At 64.0% G+C, this 24,006-nt stretch carries 21 protein-coding genes; 7 read left to right on the top strand and 14 right to left on the bottom strand.

The annotated features are described in order from the left end of the window. Nucleotides 1-44 precede the first annotated feature (44 nt). Complete coding sequence (locus tag AACY13_RS11860) at nt 45-515, bottom strand: nuclear transport factor 2 family protein (RefSeq protein WP_339461710.1); 471 nt, start codon at nt 513-515, stop codon at nt 45-47. Between the two features lie 118 nt (nt 516-633). On the opposite strand from AACY13_RS11860, the gene AACY13_RS11855 reads away from it, so the two are divergent. Then, complete coding sequence (locus AACY13_RS11855; protein ID WP_339461822.1) at nt 634-1,584, top strand: GlxA family transcriptional regulator; 951 nt, start codon at nt 634-636, stop codon at nt 1,582-1,584. A 122-nt stretch (nt 1,585-1,706) separates the two neighbouring features. On the opposite strand, the gene AACY13_RS11850 is transcribed toward AACY13_RS11855, so the two are convergent. The 4 genes from AACY13_RS11850 to AACY13_RS11835 form a co-directional block, all read right to left on the bottom strand. Continuing rightward, nucleotides 1,707-2,468 carry an amino acid ABC transporter ATP-binding protein gene (locus tag AACY13_RS11850; protein WP_339461708.1) on the bottom strand — a complete coding sequence of 254 codons (762 nt, stop codon included), beginning with the start codon at nt 2,466-2,468 and terminating at the stop codon, nt 1,707-1,709. An 11-nt stretch (nt 2,469-2,479) separates the two neighbouring features. Continuing rightward, on the bottom strand, nt 2,480-3,577 hold the full coding sequence (locus AACY13_RS11845; protein ID WP_339461707.1) for an amino acid ABC transporter permease: 1,098 nt from the start codon (nt 3,575-3,577) through the stop codon (nt 2,480-2,482). A gap of 9 nt (nt 3,578-3,586) precedes the next feature. Further along, nucleotides 3,587-4,771: an amino acid ABC transporter permease gene (locus AACY13_RS11840; protein ID WP_339461705.1), complete on the bottom strand. Its 1,185-nt coding sequence runs from the start codon at nt 4,769-4,771 to the stop codon at nt 3,587-3,589. Between the two features lie 101 nt (nt 4,772-4,872). Beyond that, a complete protein-coding gene (locus AACY13_RS11835) occupies nt 4,873-5,901 on the bottom strand; it encodes an amino acid ABC transporter substrate-binding protein (protein ID WP_339461703.1) in 1,029 nt (342 codons plus the stop codon). Nucleotides 5,902-6,381: 480 nt separating this feature from the next. Here AACY13_RS11835 and AACY13_RS11830 point away from each other — a divergent pair, with 480 nt between their 5' ends. The 5 genes from AACY13_RS11830 to rhlB all read left to right on the top strand — a co-directional run bounded on the left by AACY13_RS11830 (nt 6,382) and on the right by rhlB (nt 13,189). After that, nucleotides 6,382-7,041, top strand: a complete 660-nt coding sequence (locus AACY13_RS11830) for an alpha/beta hydrolase (RefSeq protein ID WP_339461701.1) — start codon at nt 6,382-6,384, stop codon at nt 7,039-7,041. Between the two features lie 20 nt (nt 7,042-7,061). Beyond that, the gene (locus AACY13_RS11825; RefSeq protein ID WP_339461700.1) at nt 7,062-8,963 is read left to right on the top strand and encodes an acyl-CoA synthetase; all 1,902 of its coding nucleotides are present in this window, start codon (nt 7,062-7,064) and stop codon (nt 8,961-8,963) included. Between the two features lie 196 nt (nt 8,964-9,159). Next, nucleotides 9,160-10,098, top strand: coding sequence for a GGDEF domain-containing protein (locus tag AACY13_RS11820; RefSeq protein ID WP_339461698.1), 939 nt, complete (start codon nt 9,160-9,162; stop codon nt 10,096-10,098). A gap of 292 nt (nt 10,099-10,390) precedes the next feature. Then, nucleotides 10,391-11,554: a dipeptidase gene (locus tag AACY13_RS11815; RefSeq protein ID WP_339461697.1), complete on the top strand. Its 1,164-nt coding sequence runs from the start codon at nt 10,391-10,393 to the stop codon at nt 11,552-11,554. A 177-nt stretch (nt 11,555-11,731) separates the two neighbouring features. Next, entirely contained in the window at nt 11,732-13,189 is a 1,458-nt protein-coding gene (gene rhlB / locus AACY13_RS11810; RefSeq protein WP_339461695.1) for an ATP-dependent RNA helicase RhlB, read from the top strand. Between the two features lie 97 nt (nt 13,190-13,286). Here rhlB and AACY13_RS11805 read toward each other — a convergent pair whose 3' ends face one another. The 6 genes from AACY13_RS11805 to AACY13_RS11780 all read right to left on the bottom strand — a co-directional run bounded on the left by AACY13_RS11805 (nt 13,287) and on the right by AACY13_RS11780 (nt 19,021). Further along, complete coding sequence (locus AACY13_RS11805; protein WP_339461693.1) at nt 13,287-14,237, bottom strand: LysR family transcriptional regulator; 951 nt, start codon at nt 14,235-14,237, stop codon at nt 13,287-13,289. A 150-nt stretch (nt 14,238-14,387) separates the two neighbouring features. Then, on the bottom strand, nt 14,388-15,839 hold the full coding sequence (lysA, locus tag AACY13_RS11800) for a diaminopimelate decarboxylase (protein ID WP_339461692.1): 1,452 nt from the start codon (nt 15,837-15,839) through the stop codon (nt 14,388-14,390). Between the two features lie 104 nt (nt 15,840-15,943). Then, on the bottom strand, nt 15,944-16,726 hold the full coding sequence (locus AACY13_RS11795) for an ATP-binding cassette domain-containing protein (protein ID WP_339461690.1): 783 nt from the start codon (nt 16,724-16,726) through the stop codon (nt 15,944-15,946). Continuing rightward, nucleotides 16,723-17,466, bottom strand: coding sequence for an ABC transporter permease (locus AACY13_RS11790; RefSeq protein ID WP_339461688.1), 744 nt, complete (start codon nt 17,464-17,466; stop codon nt 16,723-16,725). Before AACY13_RS11790 ends, AACY13_RS11795 begins: the two co-directional genes overlap by 4 nt. Further along, nucleotides 17,463-18,188 (bottom strand): ABC transporter permease, encoded by a 726-nt coding sequence (locus AACY13_RS11785; protein ID WP_339461687.1) that lies wholly within the window; start codon nt 18,186-18,188, stop codon nt 17,463-17,465. Before AACY13_RS11785 ends, AACY13_RS11790 begins: the two co-directional genes overlap by 4 nt. Before the next feature lie 41 nt (nt 18,189-18,229). Beyond that, the gene (locus AACY13_RS11780; protein ID WP_339461685.1) at nt 18,230-19,021 is read right to left on the bottom strand and encodes an ABC transporter substrate-binding protein; all 792 of its coding nucleotides are present in this window, start codon (nt 19,019-19,021) and stop codon (nt 18,230-18,232) included. A gap of 353 nt (nt 19,022-19,374) precedes the next feature. Here AACY13_RS11780 and AACY13_RS11775 point away from each other — a divergent pair, with 353 nt between their 5' ends. Continuing rightward, entirely contained in the window at nt 19,375-19,800 is a 426-nt protein-coding gene (locus tag AACY13_RS11775) for a group II truncated hemoglobin (protein WP_339461683.1), read from the top strand. Between the two features lie 179 nt (nt 19,801-19,979). Here the strand turns inward: AACY13_RS11775 and fdhD are convergent, their stop codons facing one another. The 3 genes from fdhD to fdhF form a co-directional block, all read right to left on the bottom strand. After that, a complete protein-coding gene (gene fdhD, locus AACY13_RS11770) occupies nt 19,980-20,804 on the bottom strand; it encodes a formate dehydrogenase accessory sulfurtransferase FdhD (RefSeq protein WP_339461681.1) in 825 nt (274 codons plus the stop codon). A 30-nt stretch (nt 20,805-20,834) separates the two neighbouring features. Continuing rightward, the gene (locus AACY13_RS11765) at nt 20,835-21,083 is read right to left on the bottom strand and encodes a formate dehydrogenase subunit delta (protein WP_339461679.1); all 249 of its coding nucleotides are present in this window, start codon (nt 21,081-21,083) and stop codon (nt 20,835-20,837) included. A 70-nt stretch (nt 21,084-21,153) separates the two neighbouring features. Further along, nucleotides 21,154-23,997: a formate dehydrogenase subunit alpha gene (gene fdhF / locus AACY13_RS11760; RefSeq protein ID WP_339461677.1), complete on the bottom strand. Its 2,844-nt coding sequence runs from the start codon at nt 23,995-23,997 to the stop codon at nt 21,154-21,156. Nucleotides 23,998-24,006: the final 9 nt, after the last annotated feature.

The following is a 24,006-nucleotide window of genomic DNA, read 5'->3' as shown; positions in this document are numbered from 1 at the left end:
GGGCATCGGGGAAATCGGCAGGCCGTTAGAGATGGCCGCAGAGCTTAATGGCTCTTCTGAAAAGCCGCCAACCCCTTGGCTGCCTGCCGGCGAATGGCCTTCTGCACAAACGGGGCCCAGCCCAGCAACACACCCTTGAGGCCCAGGGCCTGGGCGGCCCAGCGCCATAGGTCGAAACGGTCGTGGTGCTCGGCTATCTTGCCGTCGCGAAACACGAAACTGGCCTCGATATGGTTGACCACCGTCCTGCCGGTCTGGCTGAACATATAGGTCGCGACCCAGCGCGCCCGGCCGGAGTACTCGTCCGCCGCCACGCCCTCGAAGGTCAGGGTAAAGCCCTGAGCCTTGGCGCAGAGCATGCGCCACATATCGCCGGCGTCCGTACCGCGCAGGTCAGTAAATACCGGGTCGCTGAAACGCACATCCTCGGCATAACAGCTGGCCATGGTCTCGGCATCCAGTTGCTGGAAGGCTTGATAGAAACGCGTGATCAATTCGGCGTTGGCATGGCGCATGGGGTAAGGCTCCGGATTAGGACTGGATTGAGTATTGCGCCAAAAGCCCCGGCGCGCGATTGGCGCTAAAGACAATTTTGTGTCAATAATCGCCAAATTCTTTACCCGGCCCGCTGCCATGCCGAAGATCGCCCTGTATGTCTGCCCGCAAACCCGCTGCTCCAGCCTGAGCATGGCCATGGACGCCTTTGCCCTGGCCAACAGCCTGTGCGGGCGCTCCGCATTCGAGCTGCAGCGCTTCAGTCTAGATGGCCAGGCGGTCGATCTCGGCTTCGCCCGGGTCCAGGTCGACGGCGACCTGAGCCTGGCCGCCGCGGCCGACTGCCTGTTATTGCCGGCCACCGGCAGCGCCATCGACAGCACCCTGAGCGCCAATGCCGCGCTGCTGCCCTGGCTGGCCCAGCGCCCGGCCAGCCAACAGCTCGCCAGCCTGTGCAGCAGCGCCTTTCTGCTCGCCGCCGCCGGCCTGCTCGACGGCCGCCGCGCCACCACCCACTGGGCCCTGGCCGGGCAGTTCCGCAGGCGCTTCCCGCAAGTGGAACTGCAGATCGAGCAAATGCTCTGTCACGACGGCAACCTGCTCAGCTCGGGCGGCGCCCAGGCCGGGCTGGACCTGTGTCTGTACCTGATCGGCCAGCAGGCGGGGGCCGAACTGGCCAGGCAGGTGGCCAACGCCCTGGTATTCGACAGCCAGCGCGGCAGCCAGGCACGCTATGCGCCACTACTGCCCACCCAGGCCGTCCAAGACAGCCAGCTGGCCACCTTGCTGCAGTGGATGCAGCGCCACCAGGGCCAGAGCATCGACCTCAAGCGCCTGGCGGAACAAGCCAACTGCTCGCCGCGCACCTTGCTGCGCCGCTTCAAGGCCGGCACCGGGCTGACGCCCAACGACTACCTGCAACGCCTGCGCATCAGCACAGCGCAACAGGCCCTGCTCAACCCAGCCGACTCCCTGGAACAGGTGGCCGCCCAGGTTGGCTACGCCGACCGCGCCACCTTCGCCAAGCTGTTCAAGCAGCTGTGCGGGGAGACGCCTGGGGCCTTTCGCCGACGTATGCGCCAGGCTTGACCCGCCAGCGGCAGAGCGCCGCGTAATCACAGGCAGCGCCTACAGCTGCGAGCGTGCTCAGCAGTAAACCAAAGCCATAAAAAAGGGAGCCCGAAGGCCCCCTCTCTGGTAACGGCTACGACTCAGTGCAGGATCTGGCTGAGGAACAGCTGGGTACGCTCGTTCTTCGGGCTGTTGAAGAAGGTCTCCGGATCGGCTTCTTCGACGATCTCGCCCTTGTCGAGGAAGATCACGCGGTTCGCCACGGTGCGGGCAAAGCCCATTTCGTGGGTCACGCAGAGCATGGTCATACCGTCTTCGGCCAGGCTGACCATGGTGTCCAGCACTTCCTTGACCATTTCCGGATCGAGGGCCGAGGTCGGCTCGTCGAACAGCATGATCTTCGGCTTCATGCACAGCGCCCGGGCGATCGCCACGCGCTGCTGCTGGCCACCGGAAAGCTGCCCCGGGAACTTGTTAGCCTGTTCCGGAATGCGCACCCGCTCGAGGAAATGCATGGCGATTTCCTCGGCCTTGCGCTTGGGCATCTTGCGCACCCACATGGGGGCCAGGGTGCAGTTCTGCAGCACGGTCAGGTGGGGGAACAGGTTGAAGTGCTGGAACACCATGCCGACTTCGCGGCGCACCGCCTCGATGTGCTTGAGGTCGTGGGTCAACTCGGTGCCATCGACCACGATGCGGCCTTGCTGGTGTTCTTCCAGGCGATTGAGGCAGCGAATCGCGGTGGATTTACCCGAACCGGACGGGCCGCAGAGAACGATACGCTCACCCGCCTGCACGCTCAGGTTGATGTCCTTGAGCACATGGAACTGGCCGTACCACTTGTGCACGCCCTGCATCAGGATCATCGGCTCGGCGCTGGTTTGTTTGATTGCTTCAGACATTGAAAAAACTCCTAACGCTTATGGCCGGTTTCCAGCTTGCGCTCCAGGTGCATGGAGTAGCGGGACATACCAAAACAGAAAATCCAGAACACCAGGGCGGCGAATACATAGCCTTCGGTCGCCATGCCCAGCCACGCCGGGTCGGTGGTGGCTTGCTTGATGCTGTTGAGTACATCGAACAGGCCGATGATGATTACCAGGCTGGTGTCCTTGAACAGGGCGATAAAGGTATTGACGATCCCCGGGATCACCAGCTTCAACGCCTGCGGCAGAATCACCAGGCCCATCATCCGCCAGTAGCCCAGCCCCATGGCTGCGGCCGCCTCGTATTGCCCCTTGGGTATGGCCTGCAAGCCGCCGCGCACCACCTCGGCGATATAGGCCGACTGGAACAGGATCACCCCGATCAGCGCACGCATCAGCTTGTCGAAGCTCATGCCTTCCGGCAGGAACAGCGGCAGCATTACCGAGGACATAAACAGCACGGTGATCAAGGGCACACCACGCCAGAACTCGATAAAGGTCACGCAGATCACCCGGATCGCCGGCATGTCCGAACGCCGCCCGAGTGCCAGGACGATGCCCAGCGGCAGGGCACCGACGATGCCGACCGAGGCAATCACCAGGGTCAGCATCAGGCCGCCCCATTGGCTGGTTTCCACTTCGCTCAGGCCAAAGAAGCCGCCATGCAGTAGCCAGTAGGCCAGCAACGGATAGACGACCAGAAAGGCCAGGCCATAGACCGCCTTGCGCGGCATCTGCGGAATAAACAGCGGTGCGGCACCGATGATCGCCAGCCACAGGGTGGTATCCACCCGCCAGCGCAGCTCGGTCGGATAGAAGCCGTACATAAACTGGCCGAAGCGCTGCTGGATGAACACCCAGCACGCGCCGCCGCTGGTGCAATCGGCACGGGTGGTACCGCTCCAGGAGGCATCGATCAAGGCCCACTGGATCAGGGGCGGCACGATCAGCCAGATCAGGTAGGCGGCGAACAGGGTCAGCAGGGTATTGAACCAGCTGGAAAACAGGTTGGCGCGCAGCCAACCGAGCACGCCGACGCTGAGCGCCGGTGGCGGCAGGTCGGGTTTGAACGTATGGGTCTGCATGGCTGCTCCTTACCGCTCGATCAGCGCAATGCGCTTGTTGTACCAGTTCATCAGCATGGAAATGCTGATACTGATCGCCAGGTAAACGCTCATGGTGATGGCAATCACCTCGATCGCCTGTCCGGTCTGATTGAGCACCGTACCGGCGAACAGCGAGACCATGTCTGGATAACCGATACCAGCCGCCAGCGAGGAGTTCTTCGCCAGGTTGAGGTATTGGCTGGTCAAGGGCGGAATGATCACCCGCAGGGCCTGGGGAATGATCACCAGCCGCAGGGTTTTGCCCGCCGGCAGGCCCAGGGAGCGTGCCGCCTCAGTCTGGCCATGGCTGACTGCCATGATCCCGGAGCGCACGTTCTCGGCGATAAAGGCCGCGGTGTAGATGGTCAGCGCCAGGGTCAGCGCCATCAGCTCGGGAATCAGCACCCAGCCGCCGCGGAAGTTGAAGCCGCTCAGCTCGGGCGTGCTCCACTGCAGCGGATTGCCGCTCAGCAAGATCGCCAGGCCAGGTAGGATCAGCAACAGCGGTATCGCGCCCAGTGACACCGGGAAGTATTTGCCGGTGGCCTCGAAACGCGCCCGCGACCAGCGCACCAGCAGCACCACGCCGATAATCGCGATCACCAGGGCCGCGATAAAGGTGCCGAAGCTGTCCGAAGGGCTGGGGGCCGGCATATACAAGCCGCGGCTGTTGAGGAAGAAGGTTTCGCCCAGCCCCATGCTCTGGCGCGGCCCAGGCAGCGACAGCATCACCGCGAAGTACCAGAAGAAGATCTGCAGCAGCGGCGGAATATTACGGAAGGTCTCGATATAGACGGTTGCCAGCTTGCTGATCAGCCAGTTCGGCGACAAGCGCGCGACACCGAGCAGAAAGCCCAGCAGGGTCGCCAGGACGATGCCGATAACCGAGACCAGCAAGGTATTGAGCAAGCCGACGACGAATACCCGACCGTAGGTGTGGCTTTCGTTGTAGTCGATCAGGCTCTGCGCAATGCCGAAGCCGGCACTGTTATTAAGGAAGGAAAAGCCCGAAGTGATACCGCGCTTCTCCAGGTTGGTCTGGGTGTTGTCGAACAGGAACCAGCCGAGCGCCACAACGGCGATAACGGCGAGAATCTGGAATAGCCACGCACGCACCTTGGGGTCGGTCCAGACCGATCCACCGGGGCGCGGGACATTTGCAGTGGTTTGCATAGGAGCCCTCTTGGAACCCTCATGCCCGCATCGGCGGGCATGAGGTTCGCATCAATCAGAACGATGCCAGCGGCCCAGGACGGGACGCTGGCAACAGACGGTCAGCGCACCGGCGGTGCGTATTGCAGACCACCTTTGTTCCACAGGGCGTTGAGGCCACGTTCGATCTTCAGCTCGCTGCCGGCACCGACGTTGCGCTCGAAGCTTTCGCCGTAGTTACCCACTTGCTTGACGATCTGAACGGCCCAGTCTTTCGGCAGTTTCAGGTCCTTGCCAAACTCGCCTTCAGCACCGAGCAGACGGGCTACGTCGGGGTTTTTGGTGGTTTTGGCCAGGTCTTCGACGTTCTTCGAGTCGACACCCAGTTCTTCGGCGTTAACCATGGCGAACAGCGACCAGCGCACCATGTTGAACCACTCGTCGTCACCCTGACGCACGACCGGGCCCAGCGGTTCCTTGGAGATCACCTCCGGCAGTACCACGTAGGACTCTGGATCGGCCAGCTTGATACGCTGTGCGTAAAGCTGCGACTGGTCGGATGTCAGTACGTCGCAACGGCCGGCTTCCACCGACTTGGCGCTTTCATCCGAAGTATCGTAGGTGATCGGGGTGTACTTCAGGTTATTGGCACGGAAGTAGTCGGAGAGGTTCAGCTCGGTGGTAGTACCGGCCTGGATGCACACGGTTGCGCCGTCGAGTTCCTTGGCGCTGGAAACACCCAGCTTCTTGTTCACCAGGAAGCCCTGACCGTCGTAGTAGTTCACACCGGCGAAGTTCAAGCCCAGGCCAGAGTCACGCGAGCTGGTCCAGGTGGTGTTGCGCGAGAGGATGTCGACTTCGCCGGACTGCAGCGCAGTGAAGCGCTCCTTAGCCGTCAGCGGGCTGTACTTGACCTTGGTCGCGTCGCCGAACAGAGCAGCAGCTACAGCGCGACAGACGTCGACGTCCAGCCCCAGATAATTGCCTTTCTCGTCAGCGTAGGAGAAGCCAGGCAGACCATCGCTGATACCGCACTGTACGAAACCTTTCTTCTGTACCGCATCCAGGGTAGCGCCCGCTTGCGCGAAGCTGCTGACACCGAGCACGGCTGCGGTAGTCAGTACTGCCAGAGTGGATTTCACCATCTTCATTAAAACCTCCAGTTGCTTTTGTTGTGTTTGGAGTCTCGGTTCTACCGCCGTACCCTTGTGGGGCTCGTTGAACCTGTCGGCAGCAACAGGTTCAACCGGGGATCGGACCTTGATGCCAGTCTAGTTGCCGAATGCTCCAACGGCCATAAACTCGCATCCACCCATTATTTGAATGGGCCAGAGACAGATAGCAAGTGACATATCGCTCAGCCTGTAGCCCGTGGCGAACGTATTGGAAGCCCATGCAAAGGCGTTCCAGTCTGCTCCGCGCCCGATTTGGCAACTGTGTTACCACTACCGGAAAACGTCATCAGTCCCTAAGGTTTATAGCAAGGCCCGTACCAGCGCCGCGCCTTGAGCACCATACGGACAGGTCAAGAGCAAAACTTGCAGCCTGGCGACAACTTCTTTCCAGATTAGTCACCCCCTAAAATTTAGCGCGCACTAATTCGGCGCGCACGCACCACGGCGGAACCACAGATGAGCGAACCCTTGATTCTTCAGCCCACACTTGCGGCCGATGCCTGCGTCATTTGGTTGCACGGCCTGGGGGCCGATCGTTACGACTTTATGCCGGTGGCCGAAGCCCTGCAGCAGCGCTTGTCCAGCACCCGTTTCGTCCTGCCGCAGGCACCGACCCGGGCGGTGACCATCAATGGTGGCTACGCCATGCCCAGCTGGTACGACATCCTCGCCATGAGCCCGGCGCGGGCGATCAACCGCGATCAGCTGGAAGCCTCGGCGCAGCAGGTGATCGAGCTGATCGAGGCGCAGCGCGACAGCGGTATTGATCCTTCGCGCATCGTTCTCGCCGGTTTTTCCCAAGGCGGTGCAGTTGTGCTGCACACCGCCTTCCTGCGCTGGCAGTTCGCGCTCGGCGGGGTAATCGCTCTGTCGACCTATGCGCCAACCTTCAGCGACGAGATCCAGCTGGCAGATACAAAAAGACAACTGCCAGTCCTCTGTTTGCATGGCACATTCGACGACATCGTGTTGCCGGCCATGGGCCGCGCCGCCCATGACTACCTGAGCGCCTCCGGCGTCAGCGTGCAATGGCGCGAATATCCGATGGGTCATGAAGTGATCAATGAGGAAATCCGCGACATCGCCGACTGGCTGGAGCAACGTCTGAACCGCTGACCGCCGGAGCGAGAACAATAATGCACGCCATCCCCGCAATCGAATCACTGCGCGATATCGAACGGATCGAACAGACCCCACTGGCCGCCCGCGACCTGCCGGCCAGCACCTTCGAGCTGATTCGCCGCAGCGCCGCCCGGCACGGGGATGCGCCCGCCCTGTCGTTTATCCTGCAAGGCAATGCCGATGAAGCGGCCTATCGCCTGAGCTATAACGAACTGCTGGGCAAGATCACCCAGACCGCCAACGCCTTCCATCGCCTGGGCCTGCGCCCGGGCAAGGCGGTGTCCTTCCTGCTGCCCAACCTGCCGCAGACCCACTTCACCATCTGGGGCGGCGAAGCGGCCGGGATCGTCAACGCGATCAACCCGCTGCTCGAACCCGAACACATCGCCGAACTGATCGAGGCCTCCGACTCCGAGCTGCTGGTGACCCTGGCACCCTTCCCCGGCACCGACCTGTGGGCCAAGGTCGCAGGGCTGCGTGCGCGCCTGCCGCAGCTCAAGGCGATTATCTGCGTGGACATGGCCAAGCTGCTGCCCGAGCCGCAGCGCAGTGCCGTGCAGGCCCAGCGCGGCGCACTGCCGGACGGCGTGCTGGACTTCGACGAGCTGATCGCCACCTGCCCGGCCGAGCGCCTGGAAAGCGGCCGGGTGATCGCCGCCGAGGATATCGCCAGCTACTTCCACACCGGCGGCACCACCGGCACGCCGAAACTGGCCCCGCACAGCCACGGCAACGAAGTGGCCATGGCCTACAGCATGAACCTGGTGACCCGTTTCGGCCCGGGCGACGTAACCCTCTGCGGCCTGCCGCTGTTCCACGTCAACGGCGTGATCGTCACCGGCCTGACCGCCTTCAGCGGCGGAGCCGAAGTGCTGCTGGCCACGCCCCAGGGTTATCGCAACACGGCACTGATCGGCAATTTCTGGAAAATCATCGAACGCCACCGAGTCAGCTTCTTCAGCGGCGTGCCGACCATCTACGCAGGCCTGCTGCAGGTGCCCAGCGAAGGCCATGACCTGTCCTCGCTGAAATACGCGCTATGCGGTGCCGCACCGATGCCGGTGGAACTGATCCGCCAGTTCGAAAGCAAGACCGGCCTGACCCTGATCGAAGGCTACGGCCTCACCGAAGGTACCTGCGGCAGCTGCGCCAACCCGGTCGGCGGCGAGCGCCGCCCCGGCTCCATCGGCCTGCGCATGCCCTACTGCGAGGTGAGCATCAAGGTCCTCGACGACCAGGGCCAGTACCTGCGCGAAGCGGCGCGCAATGAAATCGGCAACCTGTGCATCCGCGGTGCCACGGTGTTCAAGGGTTACCTGCAAGCCGGCAAGAATGCCGGTATCTGGGTCGATGGCGACTGGTTCAATACCGGCGACCTGGGCCGCATGGATGCCGATGGCTATGTCTGGCTGACCGGGCGCAGCAAGGACCTGATCATCCGCGGCGGCCACAATATCGACCCGCAGATGATCGAAGAGGCGCTGCACAAGCACCCGGCCGTGGCCCTGGCCGCCGCCGTCGGCAAGCCCGACGAGAAGGCCGGCGAACTGCCGGTGGCCTATGTGCAGCTCAAGCCCGGCCTGCAGGCCAGCGAGGCCGAACTGCTGGCCCATGCCGCCGCGCATATCCCCGAGCGCGCGGCCATTCCCAAGGATGTGTGGATCATCGAGGCCATTCCGCTGACCGCGGTGGGCAAGACCTTCAAGCCGAGCCTGCGCTTCGATGCCATTCGCCGCGTCTATCAACAGGCCCTGAGTGAACTGTCCGGCAACTTGTGGGTCGAAGTGCTCAGCGATGAGCGCCTCGGCCAGGTGGCCCATATCCACCTGGCCGCCAAGGATGCGGCGCTTGCACAGGCAGTGAGCGAACGACTGGCGGGTTTCGCCATCCCCATCGAGTTGCATCACGGCCACTAACCATGCACGCCGGCGCAAGGATTGCGCCGAAAGTGTGACCGAAGGTTCAGTTTAAATGCCGCCGGTCACTCAGACTGGGCTCCGGGATTGTCAGGCCACTGGCCCAGGAATATGTTCGTCTCAGGTGTTCGCCCACAATGCAGGGAGCGTTAGCGATGCCAACCACAGCGTTCAATCAACCCGCCATGGCACTGCCATGAAAAAGGCCACGTGGCAGGCCGACCTGCACCAGCTGCGGCAACTGCGGCTGTTCCACAATGTCGCGGTCAGCAGCATCAACGAGCTGCTCAAGGAATTTCGCGCCTGTGATCTCGAAGCGGGGGAAGTGCTGCTCTCGCCCTTCAACCGCAACCAGTACCTCTACCTGTTGCTCAAGGGCCAGCTCAAGGTCCATCTCGGCACCCTGGAGAGTCAGGCGGTCAGCCTCCTGAAGGCGGGCGACTGTGCCGGCGAAATCAGCTTTATCGACAATGAGCATCCCTCCGCCTATGTCGTGGCGAGCGAGCCGAGCCAGGTTCTGCGCCTGCACCGCGAGTCGCTGTTCCAGCTGTTCCAGCAGTCCCCCGAACTGATGCAGAACATGCTCGAGCTGCTCTGCGAACGGGTGCGCAAGGGCAACCGGATCATTATCAACAGCGAACAGAACGCCAATGTCGACGCCCTCACCGGAGCTTATAACCGTCGCTGGCTGGAGCAGATGTTCGAGCGTGAAAGCACCCGCAGCGCCTTCAATGGCAAGCCCCTGTGCATGCTGATGCTCGATGTCGACCACTTCAAGGCCTACAACGACCAGCATGGCCACCTGGCTGGCGACTATGCCCTGTCCCTGGTGGCCAATACCCTGCGCAATCAACTGCGGCCCAAGGACAGCCTGACCCGCTTCGGCGGCGAGGAATTCGTCATCCTGCTGCCGGACATCGCCGAGGAGGAAGCCCGCAGCATCGGCGAGCGGTTGCGCCTGGCGCTGCAGAAGATCGGCTCGTTCCACTCCCCCATAGGCGTCATACCGGGGGTAACCGTCTCCATCGGCCTGGCCAAGATGCATCCCAAGGACAGCCTGCAAGGCCTGATCGCCCGTGCCGACAGCGCCCTGTATCGGGCCAAGCGGCAGGGTCGCAACTGCCTGTACGGTTAAGAGCCTGTTTACGATCTGCTGCGCGTCAGCCATCCGGCGTTAAAAACAGCCTCGGTAAGCCGCTTGCGGCTAACGCGCTTTAGCGCGACCCGAAGGGCGAGTGAAACGAGTAATGCTCATTTACAACTCGTGAACTGCGCTTGCTCGGCGTTTTGACCAGCCGGAGGCTGTTACTAACGTAGCGCCTTGTCTGGCTCTAGCTCGCGAGCTCGTAAGCAGGCTCTACTCCCCTCTATTCCCGCTAGCGCTCTGCTAGAGTCCGCGCATCACAACCACGCCCGGATGGCAGCCCATGCGCAAACTTCTCCTGAGCCTGCTGATTATCCTGTTGGTCGGCAGCGTCCTGATCTTCAGCCTGCCGTCCCTGCTCGACCGCCAGATGAACAGCGTCGAGTCACCCGCGCCCTATCCCGCCAGCGCCCCCGCCGAGCAGTTGCACCAGACCCTGTTTATCGCCGACCTGCATGACGACGCCCTGCTCTGGGAGCGCGACCTGCTCACGCGCTACGATTTCGGCCACTCCGACCTGCCGCGTATGCTCGAGGCGCGGGTCGGTCTGCAGGTCTTTTCCACCGTGACCAAGACCCCGCGCGGCATCAACTACGAGCGCAACAGCGGCGACAGCGACAACATCACCCTGCTGGCCATGGCCCAGCGCTGGCCGCGGCAAACCTGGAGCAGCCTGCTGCAGCGCGCCCTCTATCAGGCGCAGAAACTTGGCGAAGCCAGCGCCAATAGCCAGGGCCGCCTGGTCATAATCAAAACCCGTAACGACCTGAGCAATTTTATCCAGGCCTGGCAGCAGGACCCGCAGCGTCTGGGGTCCATCCTCGCCACCGAGGGGCTGCAGCCCATCGAAGGCAAGCTAGAGAATCTCGACACTCTTTTTGATGCCGGCTTTCGCATCGCCGGCCTGACCCACTTCTTCGATAACGAAGTGGGCGGTTCGGCCCATGGCCTGGAAAAAGGCGGCCTGACCCCGCTGGGCCGCCAGGTGGTCAAGCGCCTCGAAGAAAAAGCCATGTTGATCGACCTGGCCCACGCCTCGCGGGCGCTGATCGACGATGTCCTGGCCATGGCCACACGCCCCGTACTGGTCTCCCACACCGGCGTCGAAGGCACCTGCCCGGGCACCCGCAACCTCAGCGACCAACACCTGCAGGGCATCGCCGCCACGGGCGGGGTGATCGGCATCGGCTACTGGGAAACCGCGGTATGCGCCACCTCGGTCGACGCCATCGTCCAGGCGATCCGCTACACCGCCGACAAGGTCGGCGTCCAGCACGTGGCCCTGGGCTCGGATTTCAACGGCACCGTGCACACCCCCTTCGACGTCACCGGCCTGCCGCAGCTGACCCAGGGCCTGCTCGAAGCGGGGTTCAGCCACGGGGAGATCGCCGCGATCATGGGCGGCAATGTGCAGCGCCTGCTGCTGGCCAGCCTGCCGCAGCCTTGAAAGGTTGGCCACAAGGATCGCCCGTTTGCGGCCAAAGCCCCGGTTTATGCGCCCTCCAGCCTGGGTCACCCGCGCTAAAAACCCTGAAACGGCGGCGATCCGCGCGGCACTTCGCCGCGCCGGCTTCTTGCTTTACACTGGCAGCCGTTCACTCCTTAACCAATTGAAGAGATGACCGTGCTCAAAGCACTCAAGAAAATGTTCGGCAAAGCCGAGGGCCAGCAGCCCAGCCCAGCAAGCCCGCCTGCAACGCCTCGCGCTAACGATGCCCCCAGCGAAAACCGCAACCGCAATTCCACCCCACGTCAGGCGGCCAGTGAACCCACTGTTTCTCCGGTTCCCGCGGCCAGCGCCGCCAAGCCCGCACGCGACAGCGCGGAGAACAAACCACGCCGTGAGCGTGCCGCCAAACCGGTGGACAACTGGAAACTGGAAGACTTCCAGGTCGCGCCCGCCGAGGGCAAGACCCGCTTCCACGATTTCAAACTGGCCCCCGAGCTGATGCACGCCATCCATGACCTGGGCTTCCCCTACTGCACGCCGATCCAGGCGCAGGTACTGGGCTTCACCCTCAAGGGCCAGGATGCCATCGGCCGAGCGCAGACCGGCACCGGCAAGACCGCCGCCTTCCTGGTTTCGATCATCACCCAGCTGCTGCAGACCCCGCCGCCGAAAGAGCGTTATATGGGCGAGCCGCGGGCGCTGATCATCGCCCCGACCCGCGAGCTGGTGGTGCAGATCGCCAAGGACGCCGCCGACCTGACCAAGTACACCGGCCTCAACGTCATGCAGTTTGTCGGCGGCATGGACTTCGACAAGCAGCTCAAGCTGCTCGAATCGCGCTACTGCGACATCCTGGTGGCCACCCCGGGCCGCCTGCTGGACTTCAATCAGCGCGGCGAAGTGCACCTGGATATGGTCGAGGTGATGGTGCTGGACGAAGCCGACCGCATGCTCGACATGGGCTTTATCCCCCAGGTACGCCAGATCATCCGCCAGACTCCCCCCAAGGGCGAACGGCAGACCCTGCTGTTCTCCGCCACCTTCACCGACGACGTGATGAACCTGGCCAAGCAATGGACCACCGAGCCGGCCATCGTCGAGATCGAGCCGGAGAACGTCGCCAGCGACACGGTGGAACAGCACGTCTATGCCGTGGCCGGCAGCGACAAGTACAAGCTGCTGTACAACCTGATCACCCAGAACGACTGGATCCGCGTCATGGTCTTCGCCAACCGCAAGGATGAAGTGCGGCGCATCGAGGAGCGCCTGACCCGTGACGGCATCAGCGCCGTACAGATGTCCGGCGACGTGCCGCAGCACAAGCGCATCAAGGCGCTGGAAGGCTTCCGCGAAGGCAAGATCCGCGTCATGGTGGCCACCGACGTGGCCGGTCGCGGCATCCATGTCGACGCCATCAGCCACGTGATCAACTTCACCCTGCCGGAAACCCCCGACGACTACGTGCACCGCATCGGCCGCACCGGTCGCGCCGGCAGCAGCGGCACCTCGATCAGCTTCGCCGGCGAAGACGACGCCTACGCCCTGCCAGCCATCGAAGCCCTGATGGGCCGCAAGATCGCCTGCGAGATGCCGCCGGACGAACTGCTCAAGCCGGTACCGCGCAAACACTAAGCGCGGCAAGCAAACAAAAGGCGAAGCCCATGGGCTTCGCCTTTTTCGTTGGGCTTCGCACCGCGCCTCCCATGTTCTGCCGGTACCTACGCCGTATCTACCTGAAATAGCGCGTCCGCACCGCCGCCACCGTGGCCTCGCGCAGCAGGGCGATAAACAGCTGCTCCACATCCGTCAGCAGCTGGTTTTCCGGAGTCACCAGGTACACCTCGTTGACCGGCAGTTCGTCGTAGGGCGGCAGCTGGAACAGCAGCTTCTGCGCCACGAAGGGCTTGGCCCCTTCCACCGTCAGGGCACCGAAGCCGAGGCCGGCGAGGATCAGCCGGCGTACCTCCTCCTCGTTGGGCGACACAGCCACCAGGCGGCCCCAGAACTGCTGTTCGGTGCGCACCGAGTTGACCGCGCTAAGGCCCTCGCCGGGCTGGTCGCTCTCGAAGGAGACATAGGCCAGACCGCGCAGGTCCGCGGCGGTCAGGTCCGCGCGGCCGAACAACGGGTGGCGCGGGCCGCAGTAGAAGGCCATCTGCTCGTAGCCGATCAGGTCGAAGTGCAGACCGGTCTGAGCGGTCTTCTTGTTGCTGATGCCGATATGCAGGCTGTCTCTGGCCACCGCGTCGACGATGTCGGCGCTGGGCTGGGAGCTGAGGCTGATCAGCACATTGGGATAGAGGCGGTGGAACTGCGCCAGGCTGTCGTCGAAGGGCTGACAGCTGACATGGCTGGCGACCTGGATATGCAGCTCGCCGAGCACCGCGCCGGCCTCGCCGGCGTACTGCTCGGCCATCTTGTCGATGATGCTGCCGGCCGAGGAAATGTACTCGTACACCCGCAAACCCTGCTCGGTCAGGGAGAACATGCCCTTCTTGCGCTGGATCAGGCGCATGCCCAGGTGTTCTTCCAGGCGCTTGAGGGCATTGCTGACGCTGGGCTGGCTGAGCGACAGCTTGCGCGCCGCGCCGGTGATGCTGCTCTCCTCGACGATGACCAGGAAGGTGTACAGCAGGTTCCAGTCCAGGTTGCGCAGCAAACGCTCGCGGGGCGACAGCATGATCGGTGGCTCTCCCAGACAGGCCGTCATATCGGCCACTTGGGCAACAGTGCACCGCACACCGTCTCTGGCGCAAGGCTTGCGTAGGGTGCGCCATGCGCACCGGCAATCTGCGGTCGGCGCTGGTGCGCACAGCGCACCCTACGGCATTCAATCCAGATCATGGGCCAGCAGGTCGCGGTATTCGCCACGCCGGCGGATCAGCCGGCTACCCTGCTGCAGATCCACCAGCACCGCGGCGGCGGACTGGCGGCCGCAGTACTGGCTCATCATCTCCAGGGCGTAGGCCCCCACGTCCAGCAGAGCAATCACATCGCCCATGGCGGTGGCTGCCGGCAGTTCGCGCAGGTTCGGCTGGTGCACCAGCACCTGCTCCAGCACCGCCCGGTATGCGCCCAGGGCCGGTTCCTCGGCGATCAGGTCCGCCACCGCGCCCTCGCCTTCGATGTCGTAGTAGGTGTCGCTGCTGTCACACAGCGGCCCGGCCATGCGGCAGTGCTGGGTGTCCCGATCATCGGCGCGGGAGGCGTTGAGCATATGGAAGTACCAGCCGTTATACAGGTCGAACAGCACGCTGTAGCCGGCGTCCAGATAGAACACCGGGCGACCCTGACGCTCCTTGTGGGCCTCGATGCGGGTCAGCAGGATGGCGGTGTCGCTGACCATGCTGCGCCCCGGCTCGACGATCAGTTCGATCTGCTCGCCCAAAGCCTGGGACACAGGTTTGATCAGGTGCTCGGCGAGCCTGGCGAAGTCGATCTCGGTGCGATAATTGGCGCAGTAGTGCGGGGCCACCGAATCGAAATTCTCCTGGGCGCTGCTGTAGTTCTTGGGGAAGCCGCCGCCCAGGTTCACATGCTCCAGCGGGTAAGGCAGGCGCTCGCTGACCTGACGCACGTAGTCGATGAGGAAGTTGGCCTCGGCCTGGTACACGCCGATGTCGGTGATCTGGGTGCCGATATGGGCGTGCACGCCCACCAGCTTCAGCGCGTCCGCATGGGCCAGGATCAGCTCGATGGCATCATTCTGCTCGGCGGCGGTCATGCCGAACTTGGAGGTCGAGGTGCCGGTTTGCCAGCCGGCGGCGGCACCACCCTGGATCTCCGGAATGATGCGCAGGCTGACCCGGGCCTGCTGGCCCAGCTCGGTTGCCACCGCGAGAATGCGCGCCAGCTCCGACAGCGAATCGACATTGATCGCCTTGATTCCGGCGGCAATCACCTCGCGCAGCTCGCCCAGCTGTTTGGCCACGCCGTTGAACACCATCTGCTCTGGGGCGAAACCGGCGATCTGCGCCTTGTAGAACTCGCCGCCGGAGTTGACCTCCAGGTCCAGGCCGCAGTCCTTGAATACCTTGAGCACCGCCAGGTTGGCGCAGGCCTTGCTGGCGAAGCAGACCCGGGTCTTGCCGTGCACGCGGCGGAAGCTCTCCAGGATATCCCAGGCGTTTTCCCGCAGCTTGGCTTCCGAGTAGACGAACAGCGGCGAGCCATAACGCTCGACCAGTTCGACGGCGCTGACCCCGTCGATCAGCAGCTGATTGCGGGCGCTTTCAAGATGCTGCGCTCGATTCCAGGGGTGCAGGGAGACGACTTGACTCATGGCTTTGCTCACTCCATTAAAGAAGGGGGGGGTGCGCCGTGCGCACCTTCGCGTGATTGCCGGTGGTGCGCATGGCCTAGGCGGCCCCGCGACACCCTACAAAATCAGTACTGGCTCGCCAGCAGGCGGCGCAGGTTGTCCGATTGCGGGGCGTTGAACAGCTGTTCCGGGCTGCCCTGCTCCTCGATGCGCCCCTGGTGCAGGTACACCAACTTGGATGACACCTCGCGGGCGAAGCGCATCTCGTGGGTGACCATGATCATGGTGCGGCCTTCTTCGGCCAGTTCGCGGATCACCAGCAGCACCTCGCCCACCAGCTCCGGGTCCAGGGCTGACGTGGGCTCGTCGAACAGCATCACCTCGGGGTCCATGGCCAGGGCGCGGGCGATGGCCACCCGCTGCTTCTGTCCACCGGACAGGCAGTCGGGGTACATCTGGCACTTCTCCAGCATGCCGACCCGGGCCAGCAGCTTCTTCGCCTGGGCCTGCGCATCGACACGGTTACGTTTAAGCACCAGGCAGGGGCCGAGCATCAGGTTCTCCAGCACGGTCATGTGCGACCACAGGTTGAACGACTGGAAGACCATGGCCAGGCGCGTCCGCACCCGCTCGATCTGCCGCTGGCAGCGCCGCGAGCGCACACCACGGCGGTTGGTGCCCAGCTCCAGCTCCTCGCCGTGCACGCGCAGGCGGCCACTGTCGGGGAACTCCAGCAGGTTCATGCAGCGCAGCAAGGTGCTTTTGCCCGAGCCGCTGGAGCCGATGATGCTGATCACGTCGTGCTTCTCGGCGGTCAGCGAAACGCCCTTGAGCACCTCGATACCGGCGAAGGATTTGTACAGGTTCTCCACCTGCAGGGCGGTGGTCTGGGGGATGCTGGCGGTCATGGCGACACTCCGGCGGATACCCGCTTCGAGGCGAGTGAAGTGGCAGTGGATGGGGCCTGGCGCACACGCTGGTGGCGAGTCAGGCACAGCTCCAGGCGGTGCCAGAGCCAGACGAAGGCGCTGGTCATCAGCAGGTAGAGCAGTGCCGCCCAGAGGTACACGGACAAATCGAAGGTCTGCGAGAAGATGCGCCGGGTCTGGCCCATCACATCGAACAGGGTGATCACGCTGACCACCGCGCTGCCCTTGAGCAGCAGGATGATCTCGTTGCCCAGGGCCGGAAAGGCAATGCGGTAGGCATTGGGCAGGATGATCTTGCGGTACTGGTTAAAGCGCGACAGACCCATGGCCACGCCCGCCTCGATCTGCCCATAGGGCACGGCGCGCAGGCCGCCGCGGAGGATTTCCACCTGGTAGGCCGTGGAGTTGAGGACGAAGGTCAGCAGCGCGCAGTAGTAGGGATCGCGGAAGAACCACCACAACCCCAGCTGGCTCAGCTCGGCGCGGAACTGGCCCGAGCCGTAATAGACCAGAAACAACTGGGCCAGCAGAGGCGTGCCGCGAAAGAACGAGACGAACAGACGAATCGGCCAACGCAGCAGACCGCGTTCGCTGCAGCGGGCAATGGCCAGGGGCAGCGCCAGGGCGCAGGCCAGTAGCGCGGCGATGGCGGTGAGCTGCAGAGTCAGGCCGGCACCGGCCAACAGCTGGCCGGAGAAGCGCGTGAGGAGTTCCATCATGCCGTGGCACCTCCCGTGCGGTAGCCGCGGTTGGCGCGGCGCTCCATGCGTGCCAGCAGGCACTCGCAGAGCAGGCACACCAGCCAGTAGGCCAGGCACACCACGAGGAAGAACAGAAACGGCTTCTTGGTGGTGCCCACGGCGATATTGGCCATGCGCATCAGGTCGCTCAACGCGATCACCGAGACCAGCGCGGTGTCCTTGAGCAGGTTGACCCACAGGTTGCCCAGCCCCGGCAGGGCCAGGCGCAGCAGTTGCGGCAGCTCGATCACCCGGAAGATGGTCAGCCGGCGCAGGCCCATGGCCTGTCCCGCCTCGCGCTGGCCGCCGTCCAGGGCCTGCCAGGCACCGCGCCAGACTTCGCTGGAATAGGCGGCGAAGACCAGGCCCAGGGCCAGCACCCCGGCGATAAAGGGGCTCAGCTCGAGATAGCCGGCCTCCGGGTTGTACCAGCGCAGCAGGGCGTTCAGGCCCATGCCCACGCCGTGGTAAATGATAAACAGGGTGAGCAGCTCGGGCAGGCCGCGCAATGTGGTGCTGAAAGCCAGAGCCAGGGCGCGGGCCGGGCGCGCGCCGAACAGCGCCAGCGCCGCCACCAGCAGGCCCAGCAGCAGGCCGACCGGCAGGGTCGTCAACGCCAGGGCCAGGGTCACCCCGAGGCCCTGCAGCAATTCGTCGCCCCAGCCGGCGTCACCGAAGCTCAGGTAGATGAGCCAGTCCATAACAGATCCTCTTCTCGCTCAGCAGGTCAGCAGCGCGTGGCTTACTGCTCCAGGGTCAGCAGATTGACCGAGAAGAACTTGTCGTTGATGGCCTGATAGGTGCCATCGGCGATGATCGACGCCAGGGCCTGGTTGAGCTGCTGACGCAGCGCTTCGTCCTCCTTGCGCAGCGCCATGCCGACGCCCTCGCCGACATACTTCGGGTCGCTGATCGGCGCGCCGGCCAGACGGCAGCAGCTGCCATCCTCGGACTTCAGGGTCCAGTCGAGCATCGGGATCATGTCGCCGACCTGGGCATCCAGGCGTCCGGACACCAGGTCCAGGTTCACCGCATCCTGGGTCGGATACAGACGCACGTCGGAGTCGGGGAACATCGCCATCAGGAAATCGGCCTGGGTGGTTGCGCCCTGGGCACCGATGGTCTTGCCGGCCATGGCAGCCGGGCTGAAATCGCTGATTTCGGAATCCTTGGCCACCACAAAGGTCATCGCCGACTTCTGGTAGGGGTCACTGAAGGCGACCTTCTGCCGGCGCTCCTCGGTAATAAACATGGAGGCGATCACCACGTCGTACTTGCGCCCCAGCAGCGCGGGGATGATGCCGTCCCAGTCCTGAGCCACCAGGCTGCACTTGGCCTGCATGCGCTCGCACAGGGCCTTGCCGATCTCGATATCGAAGCCGGCCAGCTGGCCGTCGGCGGTGTAGTAGTTGAAGGGCGGGTAGGCACCTTCGGTGGCGAGGCGCAGAGTCGGGCCTTCGGCGGCCTGGGCGGCCGCGAACGGCAGTGCACCGAGGCTGGCGCAGAGCAACAGGGAGCGGAGAGTCTTATTCATTTTATTTTCCTCTGGAATCGTGATTCGCCGTGAAGCCGGCCGTCACCCGCAAGCCCGCTTCACATCGCACTGGATGACCAACCGGTCACCGCCGCGAAGCAAGAATCCGCCCGCACCTCGCATTTATCAAATGTATATTTATTATGTTATGCATAACTCTGAGCTATGTATTTGCCAGATAAATGTCTCGCAGCGAAGCGCTGCAATTGCTTTTGTAGGAGCCAGCTTACTGGCGATTACGTCAGCAGGATCGCCAGCAAGCTGGCTCCTACAGGTAAATGCCCCAGCCTGGGTAAAGGCATTCCCATGCAGCCCCAGGCCCTTACAATGGTGTCTTTTCCTGGGAGCCTGCCATGACCCCTGCCCCTGCCTACGGCGTCGGCGACGCCTCCTACCAGGCCGCTGGCGGCATCGACGGCCTGCAGCGCCTGACTGGCGATTTCTATCGATTGATGGATCAGCAGCCGCAAGCCGCCGACCTGCGCCGCCTGCACGGCGACAGCCTGGAGCTGGCCGCCGACAAGCTGGCCTGCTTCCTGAGCGGCTGGCTCGGCGGCCCCAAGTTGTTCCAGGAAAAGTACGGCAGCATCGCCATCCCGTCCTTCCACGCCCAGTGGCCCATAGACGAACGCCTCAGCGAACTCTGGCTGAGCTGCATGGCCCAGGCCATTGCCCTGCAGCCCTACGCAGCGGACTTCGCCGACTACCTGCTGACCCAGTTGCGGGTGCCGGCCCAGCGTATCGTCCAGGCCAGCCGCAACCGCCACGGAGAGCCCTAGCAGGCTGCATTGCGGCGCAAATTGCGCAGAACGATCGAGGCGCGGACCAGGCCCGCGAAACCCATCGCGGCCAGCCGCTGGGCAGATGCCCACAAGCCGACAGGCGTGCGTGCCGCCAGTTTGTGGCGCGATAGCAAGGCTTTCGCAGGTAGCGATATCCCAGAGGCTAAGTCCAGGAGCTAGCGTACGTCCGGTGCAGGGCTGTAGACCCGCGGCGCACTGCGATGCGGCAGGTGGATCAGGTTAAGTCGGTGCTCGCGCGCCCAGCGCACGGTGAGGTTGGTCGGTGCCGAGAGGCTGACCAGGGTGGCGAATTCGCCGCGCACGGCCTTGTGGATCAGCTCCAGGCTGCAGCGGCTGGTGATCACCACGAAGCCCTGGCGAGCGCTGTGACCTTGCCGACGCAGCGCGCCGATCAGCTTGTCCAGCGCGTTGTGCCGGCCGATATCCTCGCGGCACAGGCTGACGTCGCCGTGCTGGTCGACGAACAGCGCGGCATGCAGCGCACCGCTGTGGCGCGCCAGGCTTTGCGCACTGGCGATGCGCGTACGCAGATCATCCAGGTGTTCGGCAGGCGGCAACGGGCTGCCCGGCACCGGGGTGAGGTGCGGCAACGCCTGCTCCAGCGCCGCCACGCCACACAGGCCACAGCCGCTGGTGCCGGCCAGTTGCCGACGTTGCTGCTTGAGCGCCCAGAACGCGCGATTGCTGATCTGCACCTCGGCATTGAGGGCGTCACCGTTGCGCGTGACGCGCACGTCATAGATCTCCTCGACGCTCTCGACCACCGCGCTGCTCAGGCTAAAGCCGATCACAAAGTCCTCGATAGCCGAGGGCGAGACCATCATCACCGCATGGCCGATGCCGTTGTAGGCAATCGCCAGGGCGCACTCCTCGGCCAGCACGGCGCTGCCGCACACTGCCGCGTCATCCAGCTCGACATAGGCGTAGGCATCCTGCGCCTCGGGGGCGTCCGTAATGACGCTGGCGGTGCCGGGCGGCATGCTCGAAGACTCCCTGACCATGGGCTAGCGTTAAGCCGGCCGGGCCAACGGCTCGACCTGTTCGCGCTGGGCGCGCATGGCATCGACCACGAAGGCGCTCAGCCCTTCGCCGCCACTGGCGTCGAGATGGGCGTAGAGCGCGATGCGCATCTGCGGGTCCCATTGGCGCTTGAGGTGCTGGGCGAAATCGTCGCGGCTCTGCTGCGGATCAGGCTGAGAAGCGAAGAAGTCGCCGATCTGATTGGCCATCTTGATCAGGTGCGTGGCATTCATACCCATCGGGCAGTCCTCCAAGGCAGGATGGATCGGTCGGCGCAGGCTGCGGCCGGGCGCACGGATTGCCGCCCGGTCATAGCAGCACCACCTTGATCTGCGGCAGCAGATCGAGCTGTTCGTGGGTGAAGGCCTGGAACTCGGCCTGCCATTGCGACGGAGCCTCGACCTTGCTGATCTGCACGGCGGTGACCTTGTACTCCGGGCAGTTGGTGGCCCAGTCGGAGTTATCGGTGGTGATCACGTTGGCACCGGATTCCGGGTGGTGGAAAGTGGTGTAGACAATCCCCGGTTGCACCCGCTCGGTGATAATCGCGCGCATCGCCGTCTCACCGGCGCGGCTGTTGATCGCCACCCAGTCGCCGTCGTTGATCCCGCGGTCCTCGGCATCCACCGGGTGGATTTCCAGGCGATCCTCGGCGTGCCAGGCACCGTTGGCGGTGCGCCGGGTCTGCGCGCCGACGTTGTACTGCGAAAGAATCCGTCCGGTGGTGAGGATCAGCGGGCGCTTGCGCGAGGTGCGCTCCTCGGTGGGGATGTACTCGGTGATCATAAAGCGGCCCTTGCCGCGCACGAAGGCGTCCTCATGCATGATCGGCGTACCTTCCGGTGCCTCGTCGTTGCACGGCCACTGGATACTGCCCAGACGATCGAGCTTGGCGTAGCTGACGCCGGTGAAGGTCGGGGTCAGGCTGGCGATCTCGTCCATGATCTGCGCCGGGTGCGTGTAGTTCATCGGGTAGCCGAGGGCGTTGGACAGCGCCACCGTCACTTCCCAGTCTTCCTTGCCGGCCAGCGCCGGCATCACCTTGCGCACCGGCGAGATGCGTCGCTCGGCGTTGGTGAAGGTGCCGTTTTTCTCCAGGAACGAAGCGCCCGGCAGGAACACATGGGCGAACTTGGCAGTTTCGTTGAGGAACAGGTCCTGCACCACCACGCACTCCATGGCCTTGAGCGCATCGGTGACGTGCTGGGTGTCCGGGTCGGATTGCGCCGGGTCTTCGCCCTGGATGTAGATGCCCTTGAAGGTGCCGGCATGCGCCGCCGCCAGCATGTTGGGAATGCGCAGGCCCGGCTCGTCGAGCAGACTGACGCCCCAGGATTGTTCGAACTGCGCCCGCGCCTGCGGGTCGGAGACGTGGCGGTAGCCGGGCAGCTCATGGGGGAAGGAGCCCATGTCGCAGGAGCCCTGCACGTTGTTCTGCCCGCGCAGCGGGTTAACGCCGACGCCGGTACGACCGATGTTACCGGTGGCCATGGCCAGGTTGGCGATCGCCATCACGGTCGAAGAACCCTGGCTGTGCTCGGTCACGCCCAGGCCGTAGTAGATCGCCGCGTTGCCGCCGGTGGCATACAGACGCGCAGCGGCGCGCACGCTGGCGGCCGGCACGCCGGTCAACTCCTGCATGGCCTCGGGACTGTGCCGTGGGTCGGCGACGAAGGCGCGCCATTGCTCGAAGGCCTCGACCTCGCAACGCTCGGCGACGAAGGCCTCGTCCACCAGATTTTCAGTGACGATGACGTGAGCCAGGCTGTTGAGCAGGGCGACGTTGCTGCCCGGACGCAGCTGCAGGTGATGGTCGGCCTTGACGTGCGGGCCGCGCACCAGGTCGATGCCGCGCGGGTCGGCGACGATCAGCCTGGCCCCCTGGCGCAGACGACGCTTGAGCTGCGAGCCGAACACCGGGTGACCGTCGGTGGGGTTGGCACCGATCACCAGCACCACGTCGGAGGCCAGCACCGAGTCGAAATCCTGGGTCCCGGCGGACTCGCCGAGGGTGACCTTGAGGCCGTAGCCGGTCGGCGAATGGCAGACCCGTGCACAGGTGTCGACGTTGTTGTTGCCGAATGCGGCGCGCACCAGCTTCTGCACCAGATAGGCTTCTTCGTTGGTGCAGCGCGAAGAGGTCAGGCCACCGACCGAACCGCGGCCGTACTGCGCCTGGATGTCCTTGAAACGCTGGGCGGTATAGGCGATCGCCTCGTCCCAACTGACGGTGCGCCAGGCATCCTGAATGCTTTCGCGAATCATCGGCGCGGCGATGCGGTCCGGGTGAGTGGCGTAACCCCAGGCGAAGCGGCCCTTGACGCAGGCATGGCCGTGGTTGGCGTGGCCATCCTTGTTCGGCACCATGCGCACCACTTCATTGCCTTTGATCTCGGCCTTGAACGAGCAACCGACACCGCAATAGGCGCAGGTGGTGGTGACGCTGCGTTCGGCCTGGCCCTTTTCGACCACGGTTTTTTCCATCAGCGTGGCGGTCGGGCAGGCCTGCACGCAGGCTCCGCAGGACACGCACTCGGAGTCGAGGAAGTCTTCGTTCTGCCCGGCACTGACCTGCGAATCGAAGCCACGGCCGGTGATGGTCAGGGCGAAGGTGCCCTGCACTTCCTCACAGGCGCGCACGCAACGGTTGCAGACGATGCACTTGGCCGGATCGAAGGTGAAATAGGGGTTGGACTCGTCTTTTGGCTCGGCCAGGTGAGTCTTCACCGGGTCGTAGCGCACCTCGCGCAGGCCGACCACGCCGGCCATGTCCTGCAGTTCGCAGTTGCCGTTGGCCGAACAGGTCAGGCAGTCCAGCGGGTGGTCGGAGATATACAGCTCCATGGTGCCGCGGCGCAGTTCGGCCAGTTTCGGGCTCTGCGTGCTGACCTTCATGCCGGCTTCTACCGGGGTGGTGCAGGACGCCGGAAAACCGCGGCGACCTTCGATTTCAACGGTGCACAGGCGGCAGGAGCCGAACGGCTCGAGGCTGTCGCTGGCGCACAGCTTGGGCACGGAAATGCCAGCTTCCTGGGCGGCGCGCATCACCGAAGTACCGGCCGGTACGGTGATGGACGTGCCATCGATTTCCACCGTTACCGGAGCGCCGGTGCGGGCGGGGGTTCCGTAGTCGAGTTCACGAAACAGGGCCATGGGGGCGTC

Source organism: Pseudomonas sp. EA_105y_Pfl2_R69 (genome assembly GCF_963970915.1).
Lineage (GTDB): Bacteria > Pseudomonadota > Gammaproteobacteria > Pseudomonadales > Pseudomonadaceae > Aquipseudomonas.
The sequence above is the reverse complement of the archived record's forward strand: the minus strand, read 5'-3'. Positions and strand labels throughout refer to the sequence as shown.